The organism is Aeromonas sp. QDB30, assembly GCF_027707645.1.
Lineage (GTDB): Bacteria > Pseudomonadota > Gammaproteobacteria > Enterobacterales > Aeromonadaceae > Aeromonas > Aeromonas caviae.
In genome coordinates this window covers 81312-99528 of the sequence record NZ_JAPCIY010000001.1, presented here as the reverse complement: position 1 = coordinate 99528, position 18217 = coordinate 81312, and the positions used below count along the sequence as shown (strand labels likewise).

Below are 18217 nucleotides of genomic sequence, written 5' to 3'. Positions count from 1 at the left end.
AGCGTTGATGGCGCCAGGTCCACCTCTTCCCCTTTTTCATCTGCAGGAGCAAGCGATGCCAATCCGTATATTGCCGCCGATTCTGGCCAACCAGATTGCTGCTGGTGAGGTCGTGGAGCGGCCCTCCTCCGTGGTGAAGGAACTGGTGGAAAACAGCCTGGATGCGGGGGCTGACCGGGTCGAGATCGACATCGACAAGGGAGGCGCCAAGCTTATCCGCATTCGTGACAACGGCTGCGGTGTCGCCAGGGATGAGCTGGTGCTGGCGCTGTCGCGCCACGCCACCTCCAAGGTGGCGACCCTGGACGATCTGGAAGGGATCAACAGCCTGGGCTTTCGCGGCGAGGCGCTCGCCTCCATCAGCTCGGTGGCTCGTCTCACCTTTACCTCCCGCACGGCGGAGCAGGCCGAAGCCTGGCAGGCCCAGGCGGAAGGGCGCGAGATGAGCGTCACCGTCAAGCCGGCAGCCCACCCGGTGGGCACCACGGTGGAGGTGGTGGATCTCTTCTTCAACACCCCGGCGCGGCGCAAGTTCATGCGCAGCGAAAAGACCGAATTTGCCCACATCGACGAACTGGTGCGCCGCATCGCGCTCTCCCGCTTCGACGCTACCCTGATCCTGCGCCACAACGGCAAGGTGGTGCGCCAGTACAAGGCGGCCAACACGGTGGCGGAGCAGGAGCGCCGCCTCGCCGCCGTCTGCGGTTCCCCCTTCATGCACCATGCCCTGGCGGTATCGAGCGAACACAGCGACGTGCGGCTCTGGGGCTGGCTGGCCACTCCGGCAGGGGCCAGGCCGCAGAACGACCTGCAATACACCTATGTCAATGGCCGCATGATGCGGGACAAGCTCATCAATCACGCCATCCGCCAGGCCTATGACGAGCTGCTGCCCGCCGATCGCTTCGCGGCCTATGTGCTTTATATCGAGCTGGATCCCCGCCAGGTGGATGTCAACGTCCATCCGGCCAAGCACGAAGTGCGTTTCCATCAGGCGCGTCTCATCCACGATTTCATCTTCCAGGCGCTGTTCACCGCCCTGCGTCAGGACGGGGCAGGGAGCGCCACCGATGCACCCCTGGCCGAGACCCAGGTCGAGCTGCCGGGCAGCCCGGAGATCACCTATCCGGGTCAGGCGCCGCGCACCGAGTGGTACGGTGCCGAACACGGCTATCGGGCTCCTGCCCCTGCACGAGATGGCGACGGCGTGCGGGAAGGCGGTGGTGGCAGGGGAGGACACTACCAGCCCCCCGAACCCCCGAGCCGGGCCGCGATGCGAGGCATGGGCGCCTTGCTCACCACCCTGCCCGAGGTGGCGATGCCGGCATCCCGGCCCGGAGCCGAGAACGACGCCGTCGAGACGCCTGCCCGAACGGGGGAGTGGCGCGCCCTGAGCCTGGTCGAGCAGGCCTATCTGCTGATGGAGCGTCAGGGGCAGCTGGCGCTGCTCTCCCTGGTGCGCGCCGAGCGTCTGTTGTTGCGCCACTGGCTGCTGGATGCCTGGGGCCAGGGGTTGGCGGCCCAGCCTTTGTTGCTGCCGGTCTCCTTCAAGCTGCCGAAAAACCTGGTCGCCCTGGTGGAGGAGCGGGAACGTCTGCTCAAACGCATGGGGCTGGAGTTGAAAAGCGGGGGACGCGACACCATGATCCTGACTCGGGTGCCCGCCCTGCTGCGCCAGACCGATCTGGCCCGCCTCTTACCCGAATTGTTGCAGCTGGTCGAGAGCGGATCTGACAGTGATGCCGATGCGCAGGCTGGAGTACTATGCCAGTGGTTGGTGGAGCAAGGCATAAGTGCCGAAAAAATATACGATTTTGCCACTGCCACCCGGTTGTTGACGGAACTTGTTGCCGATTTCAGTGACCAACTGGCAGACGTTCGCATGGTGCGCCCGTTGCCGCTGGCGAATGTGCTGGCCGAGTTTGCCGATGGCAACTGACGGCGTCTCGTCGTCTGTTGCATCCATATGACCAGTTTTATGCCGGTTCGCCCGTGAAGGGGCGGCCGAAGGGAGTGTTTAACGTGGCTGACTTGCCGACTGCAATTTTTCTGATGGGGCCGACGGCCTCCGGCAAGACGGATCTCGCCATTGAACTGTGCCAGGCCCTGCCCTGCGACATCATCAGCGTGGACTCCGCGCTCATCTATCGCGGCATGGACATAGGCACCGCCAAGCCGACGCCAGCCGAGCTGGCGCAGGCCCCGCACCGGCTCATCGACATCCTGGATCCCGCCATGAGCTATTCGGCGGCGGATTTTTGCAAGGATGCCCTGCGGGAGATGAAAGAGATCGCCGACCGTGGTCGCATTCCGCTGCTGGTGGGCGGCACCATGCTCTATTTCAAGGCGCTGCTGGAGGGGCTTTCTCCGCTGCCTTCCGCCGATCCCGCCATTCGGGCCGGCATCGAGGAAGAGGCTGCCCGCCTCGGCTGGCAGGCGCTCCATGACGAACTGGTGCGCATCGACCCGGTGGCCGGTGCCCGCATCCACCCCAACGATCCCCAGCGCCTGTGCCGGGCGCTCGAGGTTTACCGCATCAGCGGCAAGACCCTCACCGAGTTGACCCAGGTACAGGGAGAGGGGCTGCCCTACCGGGCGCTGCAGTTTGCCATCGCGCCGAGGGATCGGGCCGTGCTGCACCAGCGCATCGAGCAGCGGTTTGACAAGATGCTGGGCTGCGGCTTCGAGCAGGAGGTCAGGGCGCTTTACGAGCGGGGGGATCTCACCCCGGATCTTCCCTCCATTCGCTGCGTGGGATACCGCCAAATGTGGGACTACCTGGCGGGGGAAGTGGAGTATGATGAGATGCGTTATCGCGGCATTGTTGCCACCCGCCAGTTGGCCAAGCGTCAGATGACCTGGTTGCGCGGTTGGCCTGATGTGACCTGGTTGGAATCTGGTGAGTCTGGCAATCTGGCCAGGGTCGTCGCCCAAGCTGGTCCGGCTTGACACTCCTGTATAATCAGGTTGTTATATTGAATATCCGGTGTTTAAAAACAACAAACTATAAGGAAAAGAAAGATGGCTAAGGGGCAATCTCTCCAAGACCCGTTTTTGAATGCGCTGCGCCGTGAGCGTATTCCTGTTTCTATCTATTTGGTGAACGGCATCAAACTGCAGGGTCAGATCGAATCGTTTGACCAGTTTGTCATTCTGCTGAAGAACACCGTGAGCCAGATGGTCTACAAACACGCCATTTCCACCGTGGTGCCGGCCCGTGCCGTCAACCATCACCAGCACGCCCCGGGCGCCGCCGGTGAAGAGCAGGGTGAAGCCGAGGCGTGATATCCTGCGGCGAGTTCACTCGCCAACTCAGATCCATCATGATACCTGTCAAGGAGCAAGCGCTTGTTTGACCGTTACGAAGCTGGTGAACAGGCCGTTCTGGTACATGTCAACTTCAGCGATGAGGGCGAGCGGGAGGATCTGGACGAGCTCAAGATGCTGGTGAGCTCGGCCGGGGTCAATGCACTGGGGGTGATCACCACCAGTCGCAGCGCACCCAGCGCCAAATTTTTTGTCGGCAGCGGCAAGGCGGAAGAGATCGCGTCCCAGGTCCAGATGCTGGACGCCGACGTGGTCATCTTCAACCATGCCCTGACCCCTGCCCAGGAGCGCAACCTGGAGCGTCTGTTCCAGTGCCGGGTCGTGGACAGGACTGGTCTTATCCTCGATATCTTCGCCCAGCGCGCCCGCACTCACGAAGGCAAGTTGCAGGTCGAACTGGCCCAGTTGCGCCATCTTTCCACTCGTCTGGTGCGAGGCTGGACCCACCTTGAGCGACAAAAGGGGGGGATCGGTCTGCGCGGCCCGGGTGAAACCCAGCTTGAAACCGACCGACGCCTGCTGCGTGAGCGCATCAAGGCCATTTTGCGCCGCCTCGACAAGGTGGCCAAGCAGCGGGAGCAGGGGCGTCGTGCCCGCAACCGCAACGAGGTGCCGACCGTTTCCCTGGTGGGTTACACCAACGCCGGAAAGTCCACTTTGTTCAACCAACTTACAGCTGCCAGCGTGTATGCTGCCGACCAATTGTTCGCAACCCTGGATCCGACCCTGCGCAAATTGGTGATCCAGGATGTGGGTGATGTGATTCTGGCGGATACAGTTGGATTTATTCGACACTTGCCCCATGATCTGGTCGCGGCCTTCAAGGCGACGCTGCAGGAGACCCGCGAAGCGGACCTGCTGCTGCACGTGGTGGACTGTGCCGATGAGCAGATGCAGGAAAATATCGAGTCGGTGCAGCAGGTGCTGGCCGAGATCGAAGCCGATGACCGACCCCAGCTGATGATCTGCAACAAGATCGACAAGCTGGGTGAACATCCGGTCGGGCTGGAGCGTGACGAAGAGGGGCGCCCGGTGCGGGTCTGGCTGTCAGCCCAGACCGGGGAAGGATGTGCAGACCTGTTTACGGCCCTGACTGAATTGCTGGCCGGCTCCATGGTGCACCACACCCTGCAGTTGCCGCCTTCGGCCGCCAGATTGCGCAGTGCGCTCTATCGCCTCAAGGGCATCGAGCAGGAAGGTTTCAGCGAGGAGGGGGATTTTGTGTTGGAAGTCCGCCTGCAACTGGCTGACTGGAACCGCCTCATGAAACAAGAAGGTGATAGTTTACAACGCTTTATCAGGCATTGATTCGTCGATGAGATGAATGTTTGCTGGCTTCATCAACGGTTGATGACCCGATAGAGATGATATCCATCCGCATGTATTAATGGAGACGCTGATGGCTTGGAATGAGCCTGGTAACAACGGCAAAGACCGTGACCCCTGGGGGAACAACGGCAAGAATCAGGGACCCCCTGATTTGGACGAGATGCTGCGCAAGGTGAGCCGCCGTTTTGGTGGTCTGCTCGGTGGCGGCAAGTCTGGTGGTGGCGATGTAGGCAAGTTTGGCCTCTCCATCGCTCTGGTGGTGGCGGTAGTGGTGTGGGTCGTCAGCGGCTTCTATACCATTCGTGAAGCCGAGCGGGGCGTGGTGCTGCGCTTTGGCGAATACTCCCACAACGTGGATCCCGGCCTGCGCTGGAAGCCGACCTTCATCGACCGGGTGATCCCGGTGGACGTGGAGTCTGTCCGTTCCCTGCCGGCGTCCGGTTTCATGCTGACCCAGGATGAGAACGTGGTACGGGTCGAGATGGACGTGCAGTATCGCGTGGTCGATCCCGAGCAGTACCTGTTCAGCGTGACCAACGCCGACGAGAGCCTGAGCCAGGCCACCGACAGCGCCCTGCGCTACGTGGTGGGTCACACCCGGATGGACGATGTGCTGACCACGGGTCGTGAGAAGGTGCGTCAGGAAACCTGGCAGGTGATCGACAGCATCATCGAGCCCTATCAGATGGGTCTGCAGATCGTGGACGTCAACTTCCTGCCGGCGCGTCCGCCGGAAGAGGTGAAGGATGCGTTTGATGACGCCATCTCCGCCCAGGAAGATGAGCAGCGTTTCATCCGTGAAGCGGAAGCCTATGCCCGTGAAGTGGAGCCCAAGGCTCGTGGCCAGGTCAAACGTCTGGAGCAGGAGGCCGAAGCCTACAAGTCCCAGATCGTGTTGAAGGCCAAGGGTGAAGTCGCTCGCTTCAACGAGCTGCTGCCCCAGTATCAGGCCGCGCCCGAGCTGACCCGTGATCGTATCTACCTGGAAACCATGGAAGAGCTCTATCAGCAGGCCAACAAGGTGGTGGTCGACATGCCGGCTGGCAACAACAGCATGATCTACCTGCCGCTCGACAAGCTCTCTGGCAAGGCGAATGCCGTGCAACCGGCACGTCCTGCGGGCACCCCGGCAGTCGAGGCGGCCCAGCCGTCCAACGAAGGGGCCAACTCCACTCCGACCCCGCTGCGTGGCGGTGATCGTTTCAGCACAGGGAGAAACTGATAGATGAAAAAGCTAGCTATTGGTGTCATCGCTGTGGCCGCCATGGTCTGCTTCTCTTCCATCTTCATCGTCGATGAAGGACAGAAGGGGATCGTGGTGCAGTTTGGCAAGGTGAAACGGGTCGACTCCGGTGAACCGCGCCTGTACGAGCCGGGTCTGCACTTCAAGGTGCCGCTCATCGACCAGGTACGCAAGATGGATGCCCGCATCCAGACTCTGGAAGGCCAGGCGGATCGCTTCGTTACGTCCGAGAAGAAGGACCTCATCATCGACTCCTACGTGAAGTGGAAGATCGAGGACTTCTCCAAGTACTACCTGGCGACCGGTGGTGGCAACAAGATCCAGGCTGAAGACCTGCTCAAGCGCAAGATCAACAACGGCCTGCGTTCCGAGATCGGTAACCGTACCATCAAGGACATCGTCTCCGGCGAGCGCAGTACCGTGATGGAAGATGCCCTGATGAAGATGGCGCGCTCCTCCGAGCTCGGCATCAAGGTGGTGGATGTGCGCATCAAGCAGATCAACCTGCCGGTGGAAGTTTCCAGCTCCATCTATCAGCGGATGCGTGCCGAGCGGACCGCGGTTGCCCGTGAACACCGTTCACAGGGCCGCGAGCAGGCCGAGATCCTGCGTGCCGACATCGACCGCAAGGTGACCGTGATGATCGCCGACGCCGAGAGTAATGCCCGTCAACTGCGTGGTGAAGGGGATGCCGAAGCAGCCAGGATCTATGCCGACAGCTACAAGAAGGACCCGGAGTTCTTCAGTTTCGTGCGCAGCATGGAGGCCTATCGCAAGAGCTTCGCCGGCGGCAACGACCTCATGGTCCTGAAACCGGACAGCGAGTTCTTCCGCTACCTCAAGTCGCCGCACGGCAACAAGCAGTAAACACGTGTTGATATGACCCAAGGGCCTGATGATTCAGGCCCTTTTGTTTGCCGGTCACAGACCGGCAGGGGAACAGGGATAAGGAGAGGTGATGCTGACATCCATGTTGATGGGGCTGGGGTTGCTGCTGCTCTTCGAAGGATTGGGGCCTTTGCTTGCTCCCAGGGCATGGCAGCAGATGCTGCGCCTGCTCGGGGAGTTGCCGCCGGAACAGCTGCGCCGCATCGGCGGCTGTCTGGTGGTGGCCGGTGGTGTCATCTTGTGGGCGTTGGCCCGTTATAACCTGTGTTGATACGACAGTGGCACGGCGAATTCAGACAATAAAAAAGAGGCCAGAGGGCCTCTTTTTTATTGTCCGCCGGCTGGCATCAGGCGCTGCGCTGCACCGCCATGTGGGCCAGGGTCTCCAGCGCTTGCTTGTGCCGGGAGTCCGGCAGGATGGCGAGGGCGTCGATGGCCTTGTCAGCCTCTTCCCGAGCTCGCTGGCGGGAGTATTCGAGAGCTCCGGTGCGATCCAGGATGCCCAGAATACGCTCCAGGTGATCCATCCCGTTGCGGTGCTCGATGGCATCGCGCACCAGTTGACGCTCTTCCGGGGTACCCACTTCCATGGCACGCAACAGTGGCAGGGTCGGCTTGCCTTCGGCCAGATCGTCACCCACGTTCTTGCCCATCTCCTCGCTCTGGGAGCAGTAGTCCATCACGTCGTCGATGATCTGGAACGCGGTACCCAGGTACTTGCCGTAGTCGGTCATGGCCTGCTCGACGGGCTCGGGCTGATGGGTCAGCACGGCGGCGAGTCGGGTCGCGGCTTCAAACAGCTTGGCGGTCTTGCAGTAGATGACCGTCATGTAGCTCTCTTCCGTGGTATCCGGATCGTTGCAGTTCATCAGCTGCAGCACTTCTCCTTCGGCGATGGTATTGGTGGCATCGGAGAGGATCTCCATCACCTTCAGGTTGGAGAGTTCGCTCATCATCTGGAAGGAGCGGCTGTAGAGGTAGTCACCCACCAGGACGCTGGCGGCGTTGCCAAACAGGGCGTTGGCGGTTTCCCGGCCGCGGCGCAGGTCGGATTCGTCGACCACGTCGTCGTGCAGCAGGGTGGAGGTGTGAATGAATTCGATGATGGCGGCCAGTTTCAGGTGATCTTCACCCTCATAGCCCAGTGCGCGTGCGGCCATCACGGTCAGCATGGGGCGCATCCGTTTTCCGCCTGCACTGACAATATAGAAACCCAGCTGGTTGATCAGGCTGACATCGGACTGGAGTCTCGCCAGGATCAGTTCATTGACCGCCGTCATGTCGGCGGCACAGAGCGCACGGATAGTCTGTTGGTCCATAAGTCTCGTAACGTGACGGCAGCATTTACTGCGTTTTTAGCAATGGCGGGGATTCTACACGATTTCACAATGGGTTACAGTTAGGCGTTTATTCACGGGGGCAGATATGCGCACAAAATAAACTTTTTGCTAAATTGGCCTTGCCTCGGCAAATCGTTCTGCGTAGAATGCCCGCCCATTGTTATAGGTTTTTGTGCGTGTCTGGCCTTGAGCAAAAGACACGCCTTTACGGAGTTAATCAAATGTACGCGGTATTCCAAAGCGGCGGAAAACAACACCGTGTGGCCGAAGGTCAAATCGTTCGTCTGGAAAAGCTGAACGTTGAGACTGGCGCTACCATCGACTTCAACGAAGTGCTGATGGTTGCTGCAGGCGACACTTTCAAAGTAGGTGCTCCTTTCGTTGAAGGTGGCAAGGTTGTGGCTGAAGTTGTGGCTCACGGCCGTGGCGAGAAAGTGACTATCGTCAAGTTCCGTCGTCGTAAGCACCACCGTAAGCAAGCGGGCCACCGTCAGTGGTTCACTGAAGTCAAAATCACTGGCATCAGCGCTTAATTAGAGGAGTCCGATAGATGGCACACAAAAAAGCTGGCGGTTCATCCCGCAACGGTCGCGATTCTGAAGCTAAACGCCTGGGCGTGAAGCGTTTCGGCGGCGAAACAGTTCTGGCTGGCAGCATCATCGTTCGTCAGCGCGGCACCAAGTTCCACGCTGGTGAGAACGTTGGTCTGGGCAAGGACCACACTCTGTTCGCTACCGCGAACGGTAAAGTGCAGTTCGAAGTTAAAGGTCCGCAGAATCGTAAGTACGTCAGCATCGTTGCTGAGTAATTACGGACCGCAAGGATCCGAAGCCCCGCCAACCTGGCGGGGCTTTTGTTTTTCTGATGAGTTTGACGAAAAAACGGCACGCGGATGAGCCGGCGCTGACAGCCCTCATCGGCCAGATGCGCCTCGCCCGAAGGGGCCCGTATCACTATAATTGCGTATCGGTTTTTCGAATTAAGGTGACGGTTACCTATGAAGTTTGTTGATGAAGTCCAGATTCGAGTCGATGCCGGTGACGGTGGTAACGGTTGTGTGAGCTTCCGCCGCGAGAAGTACATCCCGAACGGCGGCCCGGACGGCGGTGACGGCGGTGATGGTGGCGACGTGTATCTGGTGGCCGATGAAAACCTGAACACCCTGATCGACTACCGTTTCGAGCGCTTCCACGCCGCCGAGCGTGGCGAGAACGGCCAGAGTGCCAACTGTACCGGTCGTCGCGGCAAGGACAAGATCCTGCGAGTACCGGTCGGCACCCGCGCCACCGATGAAGACACCGGCGAACTGCTGGGGGATTTGACCAGTCACGATCAGAAGCTGCTGGTTGCCAAGGGCGGCTTCCACGGCCTTGGCAACACCCGCTTCAAGAGCTCGGTCAACCGGGCGCCGCGCCAGAAGAGCAACGGCACCCCGGGTGAAGTGCGTACCCTGAGGCTGGAGCTGCTGCTGCTGGCAGATGTCGGCATGCTGGGTCTGCCCAACGCAGGCAAGTCCACCTTCATTCGCGCCGTTTCTGCGGCCCGTCCGAAAGTGGCAGACTACCCCTTCACCACCCTGGTACCGAATCTGGGTGTGGTACGCGGTGAAAACTCCCGCTCCTTCGTCATTGCCGACATTCCCGGCCTCATCGAAGGGGCTGCCGAGGGAGCAGGCCTGGGTATCCGCTTCCTCAAGCACCTGGAGCGTTGCCGCGTCCTGATCCACCTGGTGGACATCTGCCCGGTGGATGGCTCCGATCCTGCCGAGAATGCCGTGACCATCGTCCGGGAGCTGGAAAAATACAGCCCCGAGCTGGCGGGCAAGCCGCGCTGGCTGGTGTTCAACAAGATGGACCTGATCCTGGAAGAAGAGGCTCAGGAAGTGATGGACAGAGTCAAGGCAGCCCTCAACCACGAAGGTCCGGTCTACGCCATCACCGCCATCAGCAAGGAAGGCACCAAGAAGGTGTGCTACGACATCCTGGATCTGCTGGACACCATGCCCCGTCAGCTGGCGGAAGATGCCAGAGACGCCATCGAGAAGGTGGAGTTCAAGTGGGACGACTATCACAAGAACCAGCTGGCCAAGGCGGAAGCCGATGCCCTGGCGGCGTCCAAGGCCTTCGATGATGGCTTGGACGATGACGACTGGGACGATGAGGACGACGACGGCGTCGAAGTCATTTACGTTCGCGATTGAGCATCATGTTCGTGACAAGACCGGAGCCAGACAGGCTCCGGTTTTTTTATGGGAGGATCGACGGGGTCACCCTATAGATATATTTTTCATGTCTCTTATTGCCTGACAGTGGCTGCGGATTATACTGCGCACCTGAATGTAACCTGTATGAAACATTATGCTAACCATTCAAATTGAATCGATATGCATGACTGTTTTGGTTTGTTCTTATGGATGGTTCGCCTGATAAAATATTTATGCTTGAAATGATCAATTAACGGCTTGTTTGTGCAGTTTTTTGGGTTATTCTTGCGCCCGTTTTCCGGGCGAGGGCATGAGTATGCAGGCGGCCCGGCTGAAGGAAAAGTCACATTTAAGGCTGTTTATATGTTGGAAAAGACCCTGGAAGCACCGGCAATCCGTACTCGCCGCAACGTGCTGATGTTTTTGATCCCGTCACTGATCGGGATCCTGCTGTTCATGACCCCGGTCATCTATGACGGCAATGTCACCATTCCCGTCGCCGTGTTGGCGAAGCTGGTTCAAACGGTGTTTGCCGATCATCTGGTGGCCATGGTCAGCGCCATCATCACCACCACCATGCTGATGACCCTGATCGCCTGGCTGTTCAAACCGGCGATCCTGGTAAAACGCCCCTTCCTCAACAGCCTGTTCAACGTCTCCCCCTTCTGGGCGTGCGTGCGGGTGCTGGGCGGGGTCTTTGTGCTGTTGACCTTCTTTGAAGCCGGTCCCGAGGTGCTGCGCTCAGGGGCGACCGGCGGCCTGGTGCTGCACGATCTGCTGCCGGTACTGTTCTCCGTCTTCATCTTTGCGGGCCTGCTGCTGCCCTTGCTGCTGGATTTTGGTCTGCTGGAGTTTGTCGGTACCATGATGACCCGCATCATGCGTCCGGTGTTCCGTCTGCCGGGTCGTTCTGCGGTGGACTGCTTCGCCTCCTGGCTCGGTGATGGCAGCGTCGGGATCCTGCTGACCAGCAAGCAGTATGAAGGCAAGTTCTACACCCAGCGGGAAGCGGCCGTCATCGGTACCACCTTCTCCGCCGTCTCCATCACCTTCTGTCTGGTGGTGATCTCCCAGGTGAAGCTGGAGCACATGTTCGTCCCCTTCTACCTGACCGTCTGCCTGGCCGGTGTGGTGGCCGCCATCGTGGTACCGCGCCTGCCGCCGCTCTCCTGGAAGAAGGATGTCTACAGCGACGGTACTCCCCTGTGCCGCAAGCAGGAGGCCATCCCCCATCAGCACAGCGTGCTGAGCTACGGCTATCATCGTGCCCTGACCAAGGCCGACAGCATGACGGATCTCGGCGCCGTGGCGCGTGAAGGGGTGAAAAACGCCCTGGACATGGTATTTGGCGTGCTGCCGGTGGTGATGGCCGTCGGGACCTGTGCCCTGATGCTGGCGGAGCACACCCCGGTGTTCAACTGGCTGGGGGCGCCCTTCGTGCCTTTGCTCGAGTTGCTGCAACTGCCGGAGGCGGAAGCTGCTTCCAAGACCATCATGGTGGGCTTCGCCGACATGTTCATCCCGGCGGTGCTGGCCTCCACTATCGAGAGCGACATCACCCGCTTTGTGATCGCCGCCATGTCGGTCACCCAGCTCATCTACATGTCGGAAGTGGGCGCTCTGTTGCTGGGCAGCAAGATCCCGGTCAAGTTGTGGGAGCTGTTCGTCATCTTCCTGCTGCGCACCCTGGTCACCCTGCCGGTGATTGCCGGTGTGGCGCACCTGCTGTTCTAAGGGGCGAAGTGGAACGAAAAACGGTCAACCTGGGTTGACCGTTTTTTTATGGGCGAGTGTCAGCGGAAGGTCAGTGTGATCCTGCCAGCAGGGCCTGGCATTCGACCTCGTCCAGCTGCGCGGGGGCGAGGAAGCGTCTGGCGTAGTCCCGCCAGATGCCGCTCTCGATGAAGAGGGCAAACAGGGCCGGGTCTATGTGCTGTTCCTGCACCATCTTCACCATGATGGCCAGGGACTGGGAGACCGTTTTGCCAGACTTGTAGGGGCGATCGCTCGCCGTCAGCGCCTCGAAGATGTCTGCAATGGCCATGATGCGGGCTGGAATGCTCATCTGCCCCCCTTGCAACTGGCGCGGATAGCCCGTGCCGTCCATCCGCTCGTGATGGCCCCCCGCAATCTCCGGCACCTTGCGCAAATGGCGGGGGAAGGGGAGCTTCTCCAGCATGCGTATGGTCTGGATGATGTGATCGTTGATCTTGTAGCGCTCCTCTTCGGTGAGGGTGCCACGGCCGATGGCGAGATTGTAGCGCTCCCCCCGGTTGTAGAGGTGGGTGGGCACCCGCACCTTGAAGCCCCATGGGTTGTGTCGGGCGAGATTGTCGTGCTCGGGGCGAGGGACGAGATGCACCGCCTTGTCGGCGAGCAGCGACTCTCGGCAGGGGAGGGGAGAGGGTGTCTCCTGGTGGCGCTTGCGCTCCTCCTGACTGATGCCGAGCCGATCGTCCAGAGTGCGCAACCAGGTGCGGCTGGCAATGGTATCCAGCCTGGCGAGCTTCTCCGGCGCCATCCACTCGCCCCCCAGATTGCACTCGGCCACGAAGGCGAACTCCTGATCCAGGGTGTGCCAGAGGGGGGTTACAGCCTCGAGGGCGGCCTGCTGCCCGGATGGAGGCAGCAGGGCGCAGAGCGCCTCGATGTGAGCATCCCGCTTGAGCACCTCGAAGCGGGTGCGGATCTCGTGGATCCTGTCGTAAATGGTCTCGAGTTTGGTCGCCTTGTCCACCACGAACTCCGGGGTGGTGACCTTGCCGCAATCGTGCAGCCAGCTCGCGATATGGATGGCCTCCCACTCCTCTTCGTTGAGCCGGAAATCGGCAAAGGGCCCCGTCTGCTGTGAGCAGGCAGCCTGGGTCAGCATCCTGGCCAGTTCCGGCACCCGCTGGCAGTGGCCGCCGGTGTAGGGGCTCTTGGCATCGATGGCACCGGCGATGAGCTCGATGAAGGCTTCCAGTAGTTGCTTCTGCTCCTCCAGCAGGCGCTGGTTTTCGATGGCGGAGGAGGAGGTGCCCGCCAGTGCCTCGATGAGGCTGATGCGCGAGGCCAGTTCGCGGGCCGAGCAGTCTGGCAGGATCAGCAGCAGGCAGCCGATCAGCTCCTGACGGTGGTTGTGAAGGGGCTCGACCAGCAGTTGGCAGGCACCGGGGAAGGGGCCCCAGTCGGTGAGGTAGCGGGCCCACTGTGCCTCGTCGAGGGGCAGGCAGAGGCGCTCCGTGTGGTAGAGACCGCCGAGCAGCGCCGCCTGCCACTGTACCTGTTCGCACGCCAGCGGCTGCCCCTGCCAGATGGCGTGAACGGCCTGCATCTCGCTCTCCTGGGCCAGGAAGAGGCAGCCGCCCTCGGCCTGGGCAGCCGCCACCGTCTCGTGCAGGATGCGGCTGAGCAATGAATCGAAGCGATGCTCTGCCGCCAGCGCCCGGCCCATGTTCATGAAATTGCCGAGGGTCAGGCGCATGCTGGACATGGCGCGGGCGAGGTCGTCAATTTCGCGGATCGCCGAATCCGGCCCCGGGCTTTCGCCAAAGTCGAAGTGCTGGATCCGCTCAGCCTCCCCGGTCAATACCAGCAAGGGGGCGGCAGTGCGCCGGGCTGCCAGCCAGATGACGGGCAGCAGGAGCAGCAGACCGGCAAGGGCCCAGGCGAGATTGTGCAGCGCATCCTGGCGCGCCGGGGCGGTGAGTACCTCGGTGGGCACCAGGAGGGCGAGATAAAACGGGGACTCTTCCCCGAGGGAGGAGAGATTGACCAGCCACTCCTGACCCTGAACCGTTGCCAGGGTCAGCTCGGCGGGGTGATGCAGCAGGGCAGGCCGCGCGGCCATCTCCTGTTGCAGCTTGGTGAGAATGGGGTGATTGAGGGCCGACAGCATGGGCAGGCGGCTCAGTTGCTCGAAGCTTGGAAGGCGCTCGGGATCCGTGGCCAGCAGGGTCCCGACCTCGTCAAACAGCACCAGCTGGCTGTGACCGGGCAGGGGCAACTCGCCGATGAGGGAAGAGAGTCCCTCCACGCCCGCATCGAGCCCGATCACCGCCCGGCGATCGTCGCTCTCCACCGCCAGTGTCATGCCTGGCTCCCGGGTAGTGAAGAAGAGGTAGGGGTGGGTCACTATGATGCCCGTGCTCCAGCGCGCCTCCTTGTACCAGCCCCGATCTCGCGGATCGAAACGGTAATCCGGCATGGGGCGCCGCTCCAGCAGCCGCAGCCGCTGGTCGAAATAGAGGAACTCTCCCTGTCCCTGATGCAGGCTCTGGACCAGCAGGCGGCTCTCGGGCGGAGGCGCCTCCAGCGCCCCTCTCGCCCGTTCGGTCAGCTTGCGCACCAGAAAGAAATCGCCGTCCTCGTAACCGGCATAGATGGCACCGTAACTGGTGCTGTTGGCCAGCACTTCCGCCAGCTGGGGCAGGAAGGCTAGCCGCGTCTCCAGCCCTGTCATGGCGGACAGCTGGCCGCTGCGCAGCAGATTCAGGGACATGCGGGCCGGTCGCTGGTTCAGCTTGATGGCGAGGGCAAGCTGCTCCCGGTATTGCTGGAAGCTCTGACGTTCGTGCTCCAGCCCCTGCTGCATGCCCTGCTGGAACTGCAGCACGATGAGGGCGCCCCCCAGCAAGGAGAAGAGCAGGATGAAAAGGGTGGCAATGTGTACGTAAAAGGGTCTGCGACTGAGACTTGCGTTTGTCATGGACGGATCCTTGTCCCCTGGCGATCGCCGTATTGGTCACCTAACAGTGTGCTTGCTGGATGACAAAAAGCCTAGGACTCGATCTTGCGCTCTTCAGCCCCAAATCAACAGCCAGCCTTCGCGCTGCGCCCTTGCCCTGTGGTGAGATGATTCGTTCAGATATCTCGTGCTACATTGCTCCCCTGATAAACGCCCTGTGAACCAATGGAGTGTCCCATGTCTGTCGTCCCCTATTCCGTGCTGGATCTGGTGCCCGTTCCCGAAGGTGGTCTGCCGGCCGAGTCGTTTCGCCACTCGCTGGATCTGGCTCGCCATGCGGAGCGCTGGGGTTACCACCGCTACTGGCTGGCGGAGCACCACAACATGCCGGGCATTGCCAGCGCCGCCACAGCGGTGCTGATTGGCCACCTGGCCGGGGGCACCACGACGTTGCGGCTCGGAGCTGGCGGCATCATGTTGCCGAACCACTCCCCCCTGGTCATTGCGGAGCAGTTCGGCACGCTGAGTTCCCTGTATCCGGATCGCATCGATCTCGGCCTGGGCCGCGCCCCTGGCAGCGATCAGCGCACCATGCAGGCGCTGCGCCGCCAGCGCAGCGGCGAGGTGGATGACTTCCCGGCGGATGTACGCGAACTGATGAGTTATTTCGGCGACGAGGTCGGTGCCGTGCAGGCGGTGCCGGGTCAGGGACTCCATGTGCCCATCTGGCTGCTGGGCTCCAGCCTCTACAGTGCCCAACTGGCTGCGGCCATGGGGTTGCCGTTCGGCTTTGCTTCCCACTTCGCTCCCGCCATGTTGCTGCAGGCGCTGGAGATCTACCGTACCCAATACCGCCCCTCTGCCCGCTGGCCCAAACCCCATGCGGTGGTGTGCGTCAATCTGATCGCCGCCGACACCGACCGTGAGGCCCGCTTCCTGTTCACCACCCTGCAGCAGCAGTTCCTGCGTCTCTACCGGGGGGATGCCGGCAAGCTGCCACTGCCGGTGCAGACGCTGGGGGATGAGTGGTCTCCCCGCGAATTGATGGCGATGGAGCAGACCCTGGCTCGCTCCCTGGTGGGGGAGCCGGATCGGGTACGCCACGGCCTCAAGGCTCTGCTGGCAGAGACCGGAGCGGACGAGCTGATGTTCAACGGCCCCATCGTCGATCATCAGGCGCGCCTGCGCTCCTTCGAGATTGGTGCCGAGCTGATGCAGGGGTTGTAACCCCCCGTGACGTCTGGTCGCCAGCGGCACGCCAAGCCTGGCTGCTCGGGGCGAAAAGGCCACGATTGCGTGGTAGTAAGTTTATGATTTTTAAAGGAAGTCAGGTGAGTGTCGGCCATCTGTCGTGTCGCCTCTCATCCCCTTCCCCTATGCTGGCCCTGTCAATCACCACAAGGAGCGCAAGATGATCGTCAGGAAGTTGAGATTGCAACGGGGATGGTCCCAGGAACAGCTGGCGACCCTCACTGGCCTGAGCGTTCGCACCATTCAGCGAATAGAGCAGGGCCAGCAACCCGGACTGGAATCCCTCAAGGCCCTGGCCGCCGTCTTCGAGCTCGATGTGACCCAACTGCAGGAGAGCGAGATGAAAGGGAATGAGGGCGAAGATCGGGGACGCGTGCAGGTGGCGCGGGATGAGCGGGAGGCGATGAAGTTCGTGGAGGGGCTCAGGGGCTTCTACGGCCACCTCATGAGCTATGTGCTGGTGATAGGGGGGCTGTTTGTCATCAACTACCTGAGCAACCCGGACTATATCTGGGCCTGGTGGCCCATGCTGGGCTGGGGGTTGGGATTGGCTTCTCACGCCATCAACCTGTTCCAGCCCTTCAAGCTGTTTGGCCCGGAATGGGAGCGGCGTCAGGTCGAGAAACGGCTGGGGCGCAGGCTCTGATCCGCTCATCATGAAAAAACGGGCCCGGCATTGCCGGGCCCGTTCTGTTTTCAGCTCCATTTCGCAGGAGAGGGCATTGCTCTCCTCTCAACGGCGGATCATTCCCATGTTCCGCAGAGAGCCGCTCTACTTGGCATAGGCCGGGCAGGGGGTGGCGATCAGGGCGTCGTCCTCGTAGCGCCACAGGGTGAGGCTGTTGCCCCAGACGCACCCGGTGTCGAGTCCCTTGATATCGGATTTGCCGGTGTTGCCCATCAGGGCCGCCCAGTGGCCGAAGACCAGGATGGGGTCATCCACATGGTGCTCGCGCTGCTCGAACCAGGGGCGCAGGCCCGGGGTCGATTCGGTGGGGCCCTTCTTGCATTTGAAGTCGAGGCGCCCGTCGAAGTAGCAAAAGCGCATCCGGGTGAAGCTGTTGATGATGTAGCGGTAACGCTCTATGCCTAGCAGGTTGTCGTTCCAGCTGTCGGGCTGATCGCCATACATGTTGTGCAGCAGCCAGCTGTACTGATCCCCGCGCAGCAGGCTCTCCACCTCCCGGGCACAACTGCGGGCGGTGTGGGCGTCCCATGCGGGGGAGAGGCCCGCATGCACCATCATGATGGGCAGGTCGGGGTGTTCTGCCAGCAGGGGACGGTGACGCAGCCACTCCAGCAGCTCGTCCCGATCCAGGGCCTCCATCAGCGCCTGCAGCTTGTCTTTCTTCTTGAGCGGGGCGACCCCGTGGGCTACCGCCAGCAGATGCAGGTCGTGGTTGCCGAGCACGGTGACGGCCTGCTGCCCCAGTGATTTGACGAAACGCAGGGTGTTGAGGGAGTCCGGCCCCCGGGCGACGAGATCGCCGCACAGCCAGAGCGTGTCGTTATCGAAGTCGAACTCGGCAAGATCCAGCAGACGGCGCAAATCGTCGTAGCAGCCCTGGATATCACCGACGAAACAGTTCGCCATGAAACCTCAGTTGATTATGTTGGGGACGGCCAGCGTGAAGGGGGCGATGGGGGCTTCGAATTGTTGCCCCGATTCATCCTGCAGGATGTAGCTGCCTTCCATCACGCCAAGCGGTGTGGCGAGGGGAACGCCACTCTGGTAGGAAAATGTCTCGCCGGGGGCGATAAGGGGTTGTTCACCGACCACGCCGGGACCTTCCACTTCCAGCATCTTGCCATTGGCATCCGTAATGAGCCAGCGTCGATGCAGCAGTTGCGCCGTGCCCGGACCCAGGTTCTCAATCTCGATGCGATAGAGAAAATGGTAGGGATCTGCGGTTCCCGCCACATAGCTGGGGTGGGGGCGGACCACTATCCGGGCTTGGGTCATGGGA

At 61.3% G+C, this 18217-nt stretch carries 17 protein-coding genes; 13 read left to right on the top strand and 4 right to left on the bottom strand.

From position 1 onward, the window contains the following. Nucleotides 1-55: 55 nt before the first annotated feature. The 7 genes from mutL (at nucleotide 56) to PG896_RS00410 (ending at nucleotide 7058) form a co-directional block, all read left to right on the top strand. Nucleotides 56-1939, top strand: a complete 1884-nt coding sequence (gene mutL, locus PG896_RS00440; protein ID WP_270835290.1) for a DNA mismatch repair endonuclease MutL — start codon at nucleotides 56-58, stop codon at nucleotides 1937-1939. A 92-nt stretch (nucleotides 1940-2031) separates the two neighbouring features. After that, nucleotides 2032-2949: a tRNA (adenosine(37)-N6)-dimethylallyltransferase MiaA gene (gene miaA / locus PG896_RS00435; RefSeq protein WP_161470477.1), complete on the top strand. Its 918-nt coding sequence runs from the start codon at nucleotides 2032-2034 to the stop codon at nucleotides 2947-2949. Between the two features lie 72 nt (nucleotides 2950-3021). Then, nucleotides 3022-3285, top strand: a complete 264-nt coding sequence (hfq, locus tag PG896_RS00430) for an RNA chaperone Hfq (protein ID WP_011704864.1) — start codon at nucleotides 3022-3024, stop codon at nucleotides 3283-3285. A gap of 63 nt (nucleotides 3286-3348) precedes the next feature. Then, complete coding sequence (hflX, locus tag PG896_RS00425; RefSeq protein WP_161470478.1) at nucleotides 3349-4635, top strand: ribosome rescue GTPase HflX; 1287 nt, start codon at nucleotides 3349-3351, stop codon at nucleotides 4633-4635. A gap of 91 nt (nucleotides 4636-4726) precedes the next feature. Continuing rightward, entirely contained in the window at nucleotides 4727-5878 is a 1152-nt protein-coding gene (gene hflK / locus PG896_RS00420; protein ID WP_010673195.1) for an FtsH protease activity modulator HflK, read from the top strand. A gap of 3 nt (nucleotides 5879-5881) precedes the next feature. Continuing rightward, nucleotides 5882-6766 (top strand): protease modulator HflC, encoded by an 885-nt coding sequence (hflC, locus tag PG896_RS00415; protein WP_010673196.1) that lies wholly within the window; start codon nucleotides 5882-5884, stop codon nucleotides 6764-6766. 91 nt (nucleotides 6767-6857) lie between these two features. After that, nucleotides 6858-7058 (top strand): DUF2065 domain-containing protein, encoded by a 201-nt coding sequence (locus PG896_RS00410; protein ID WP_043152561.1) that lies wholly within the window; start codon nucleotides 6858-6860, stop codon nucleotides 7056-7058. Between the two features lie 76 nt (nucleotides 7059-7134). On the opposite strand, the gene ispB is transcribed toward PG896_RS00410, so the two are convergent. After that, entirely contained in the window at nucleotides 7135-8106 is a 972-nt protein-coding gene (gene ispB / locus PG896_RS00405; protein ID WP_043152564.1) for an octaprenyl diphosphate synthase, read from the bottom strand. A gap of 242 nt (nucleotides 8107-8348) precedes the next feature. On the opposite strand from ispB, the gene rplU reads away from it, so the two are divergent. The 4 genes from rplU (at nucleotide 8349) to PG896_RS00385 (ending at nucleotide 12064) form a co-directional block, all read left to right on the top strand. Next, nucleotides 8349-8660 (top strand): 50S ribosomal protein L21, encoded by a 312-nt coding sequence (gene rplU / locus PG896_RS00400; protein ID WP_005304210.1) that lies wholly within the window; start codon nucleotides 8349-8351, stop codon nucleotides 8658-8660. 17 nt (nucleotides 8661-8677) lie between these two features. After that, nucleotides 8678-8935, top strand: a complete 258-nt coding sequence (gene rpmA / locus PG896_RS00395; protein ID WP_010673199.1) for a 50S ribosomal protein L27 — start codon at nucleotides 8678-8680, stop codon at nucleotides 8933-8935. Between the two features lie 189 nt (nucleotides 8936-9124). Then, nucleotides 9125-10327: an Obg family GTPase CgtA gene (gene cgtA, locus PG896_RS00390; protein ID WP_010673200.1), complete on the top strand. Its 1203-nt coding sequence runs from the start codon at nucleotides 9125-9127 to the stop codon at nucleotides 10325-10327. Nucleotides 10328-10693: 366 nt separating this feature from the next. Next, nucleotides 10694-12064 carry a YjiH family protein gene (locus tag PG896_RS00385; protein WP_010673201.1) on the top strand — a complete coding sequence of 457 codons (1371 nt, stop codon included), beginning with the start codon at nucleotides 10694-10696 and terminating at the stop codon, nucleotides 12062-12064. A gap of 70 nt (nucleotides 12065-12134) precedes the next feature. Here the strand turns inward: PG896_RS00385 and PG896_RS00380 are convergent, their stop codons facing one another. Next, nucleotides 12135-15020: an HD domain-containing phosphohydrolase gene (locus tag PG896_RS00380; protein ID WP_043152568.1), complete on the bottom strand. Its 2886-nt coding sequence runs from the start codon at nucleotides 15018-15020 to the stop codon at nucleotides 12135-12137. A gap of 216 nt (nucleotides 15021-15236) precedes the next feature. On the opposite strand from PG896_RS00380, the gene PG896_RS00375 reads away from it, so the two are divergent. Both PG896_RS00375 and PG896_RS00370 read left to right on the top strand, forming a co-directional pair. Continuing rightward, the gene (locus PG896_RS00375; RefSeq protein ID WP_010673203.1) at nucleotides 15237-16226 is read left to right on the top strand and encodes a luciferase-like monooxygenase; all 990 of its coding nucleotides are present in this window, start codon (nucleotides 15237-15239) and stop codon (nucleotides 16224-16226) included. 184 nt (nucleotides 16227-16410) lie between these two features. Further along, complete coding sequence (locus PG896_RS00370; RefSeq protein WP_041211140.1) at nucleotides 16411-16896, top strand: 2TM domain-containing protein; 486 nt, start codon at nucleotides 16411-16413, stop codon at nucleotides 16894-16896. Nucleotides 16897-17022: 126 nt separating this feature from the next. Here PG896_RS00370 and PG896_RS00365 read toward each other — a convergent pair whose 3' ends face one another. Both PG896_RS00365 and apaG read right to left on the bottom strand, forming a co-directional pair. Continuing rightward, nucleotides 17023-17844, bottom strand: coding sequence for a symmetrical bis(5'-nucleosyl)-tetraphosphatase (locus PG896_RS00365; RefSeq protein WP_270835289.1), 822 nt, complete (start codon nucleotides 17842-17844; stop codon nucleotides 17023-17025). 6 nt (nucleotides 17845-17850) lie between these two features. After that, complete coding sequence (gene apaG, locus PG896_RS00360; RefSeq protein WP_201932925.1) at nucleotides 17851-18213, bottom strand: Co2+/Mg2+ efflux protein ApaG; 363 nt, start codon at nucleotides 18211-18213, stop codon at nucleotides 17851-17853. Between the last annotated feature and the right edge of the window lie 4 nt (nucleotides 18214-18217).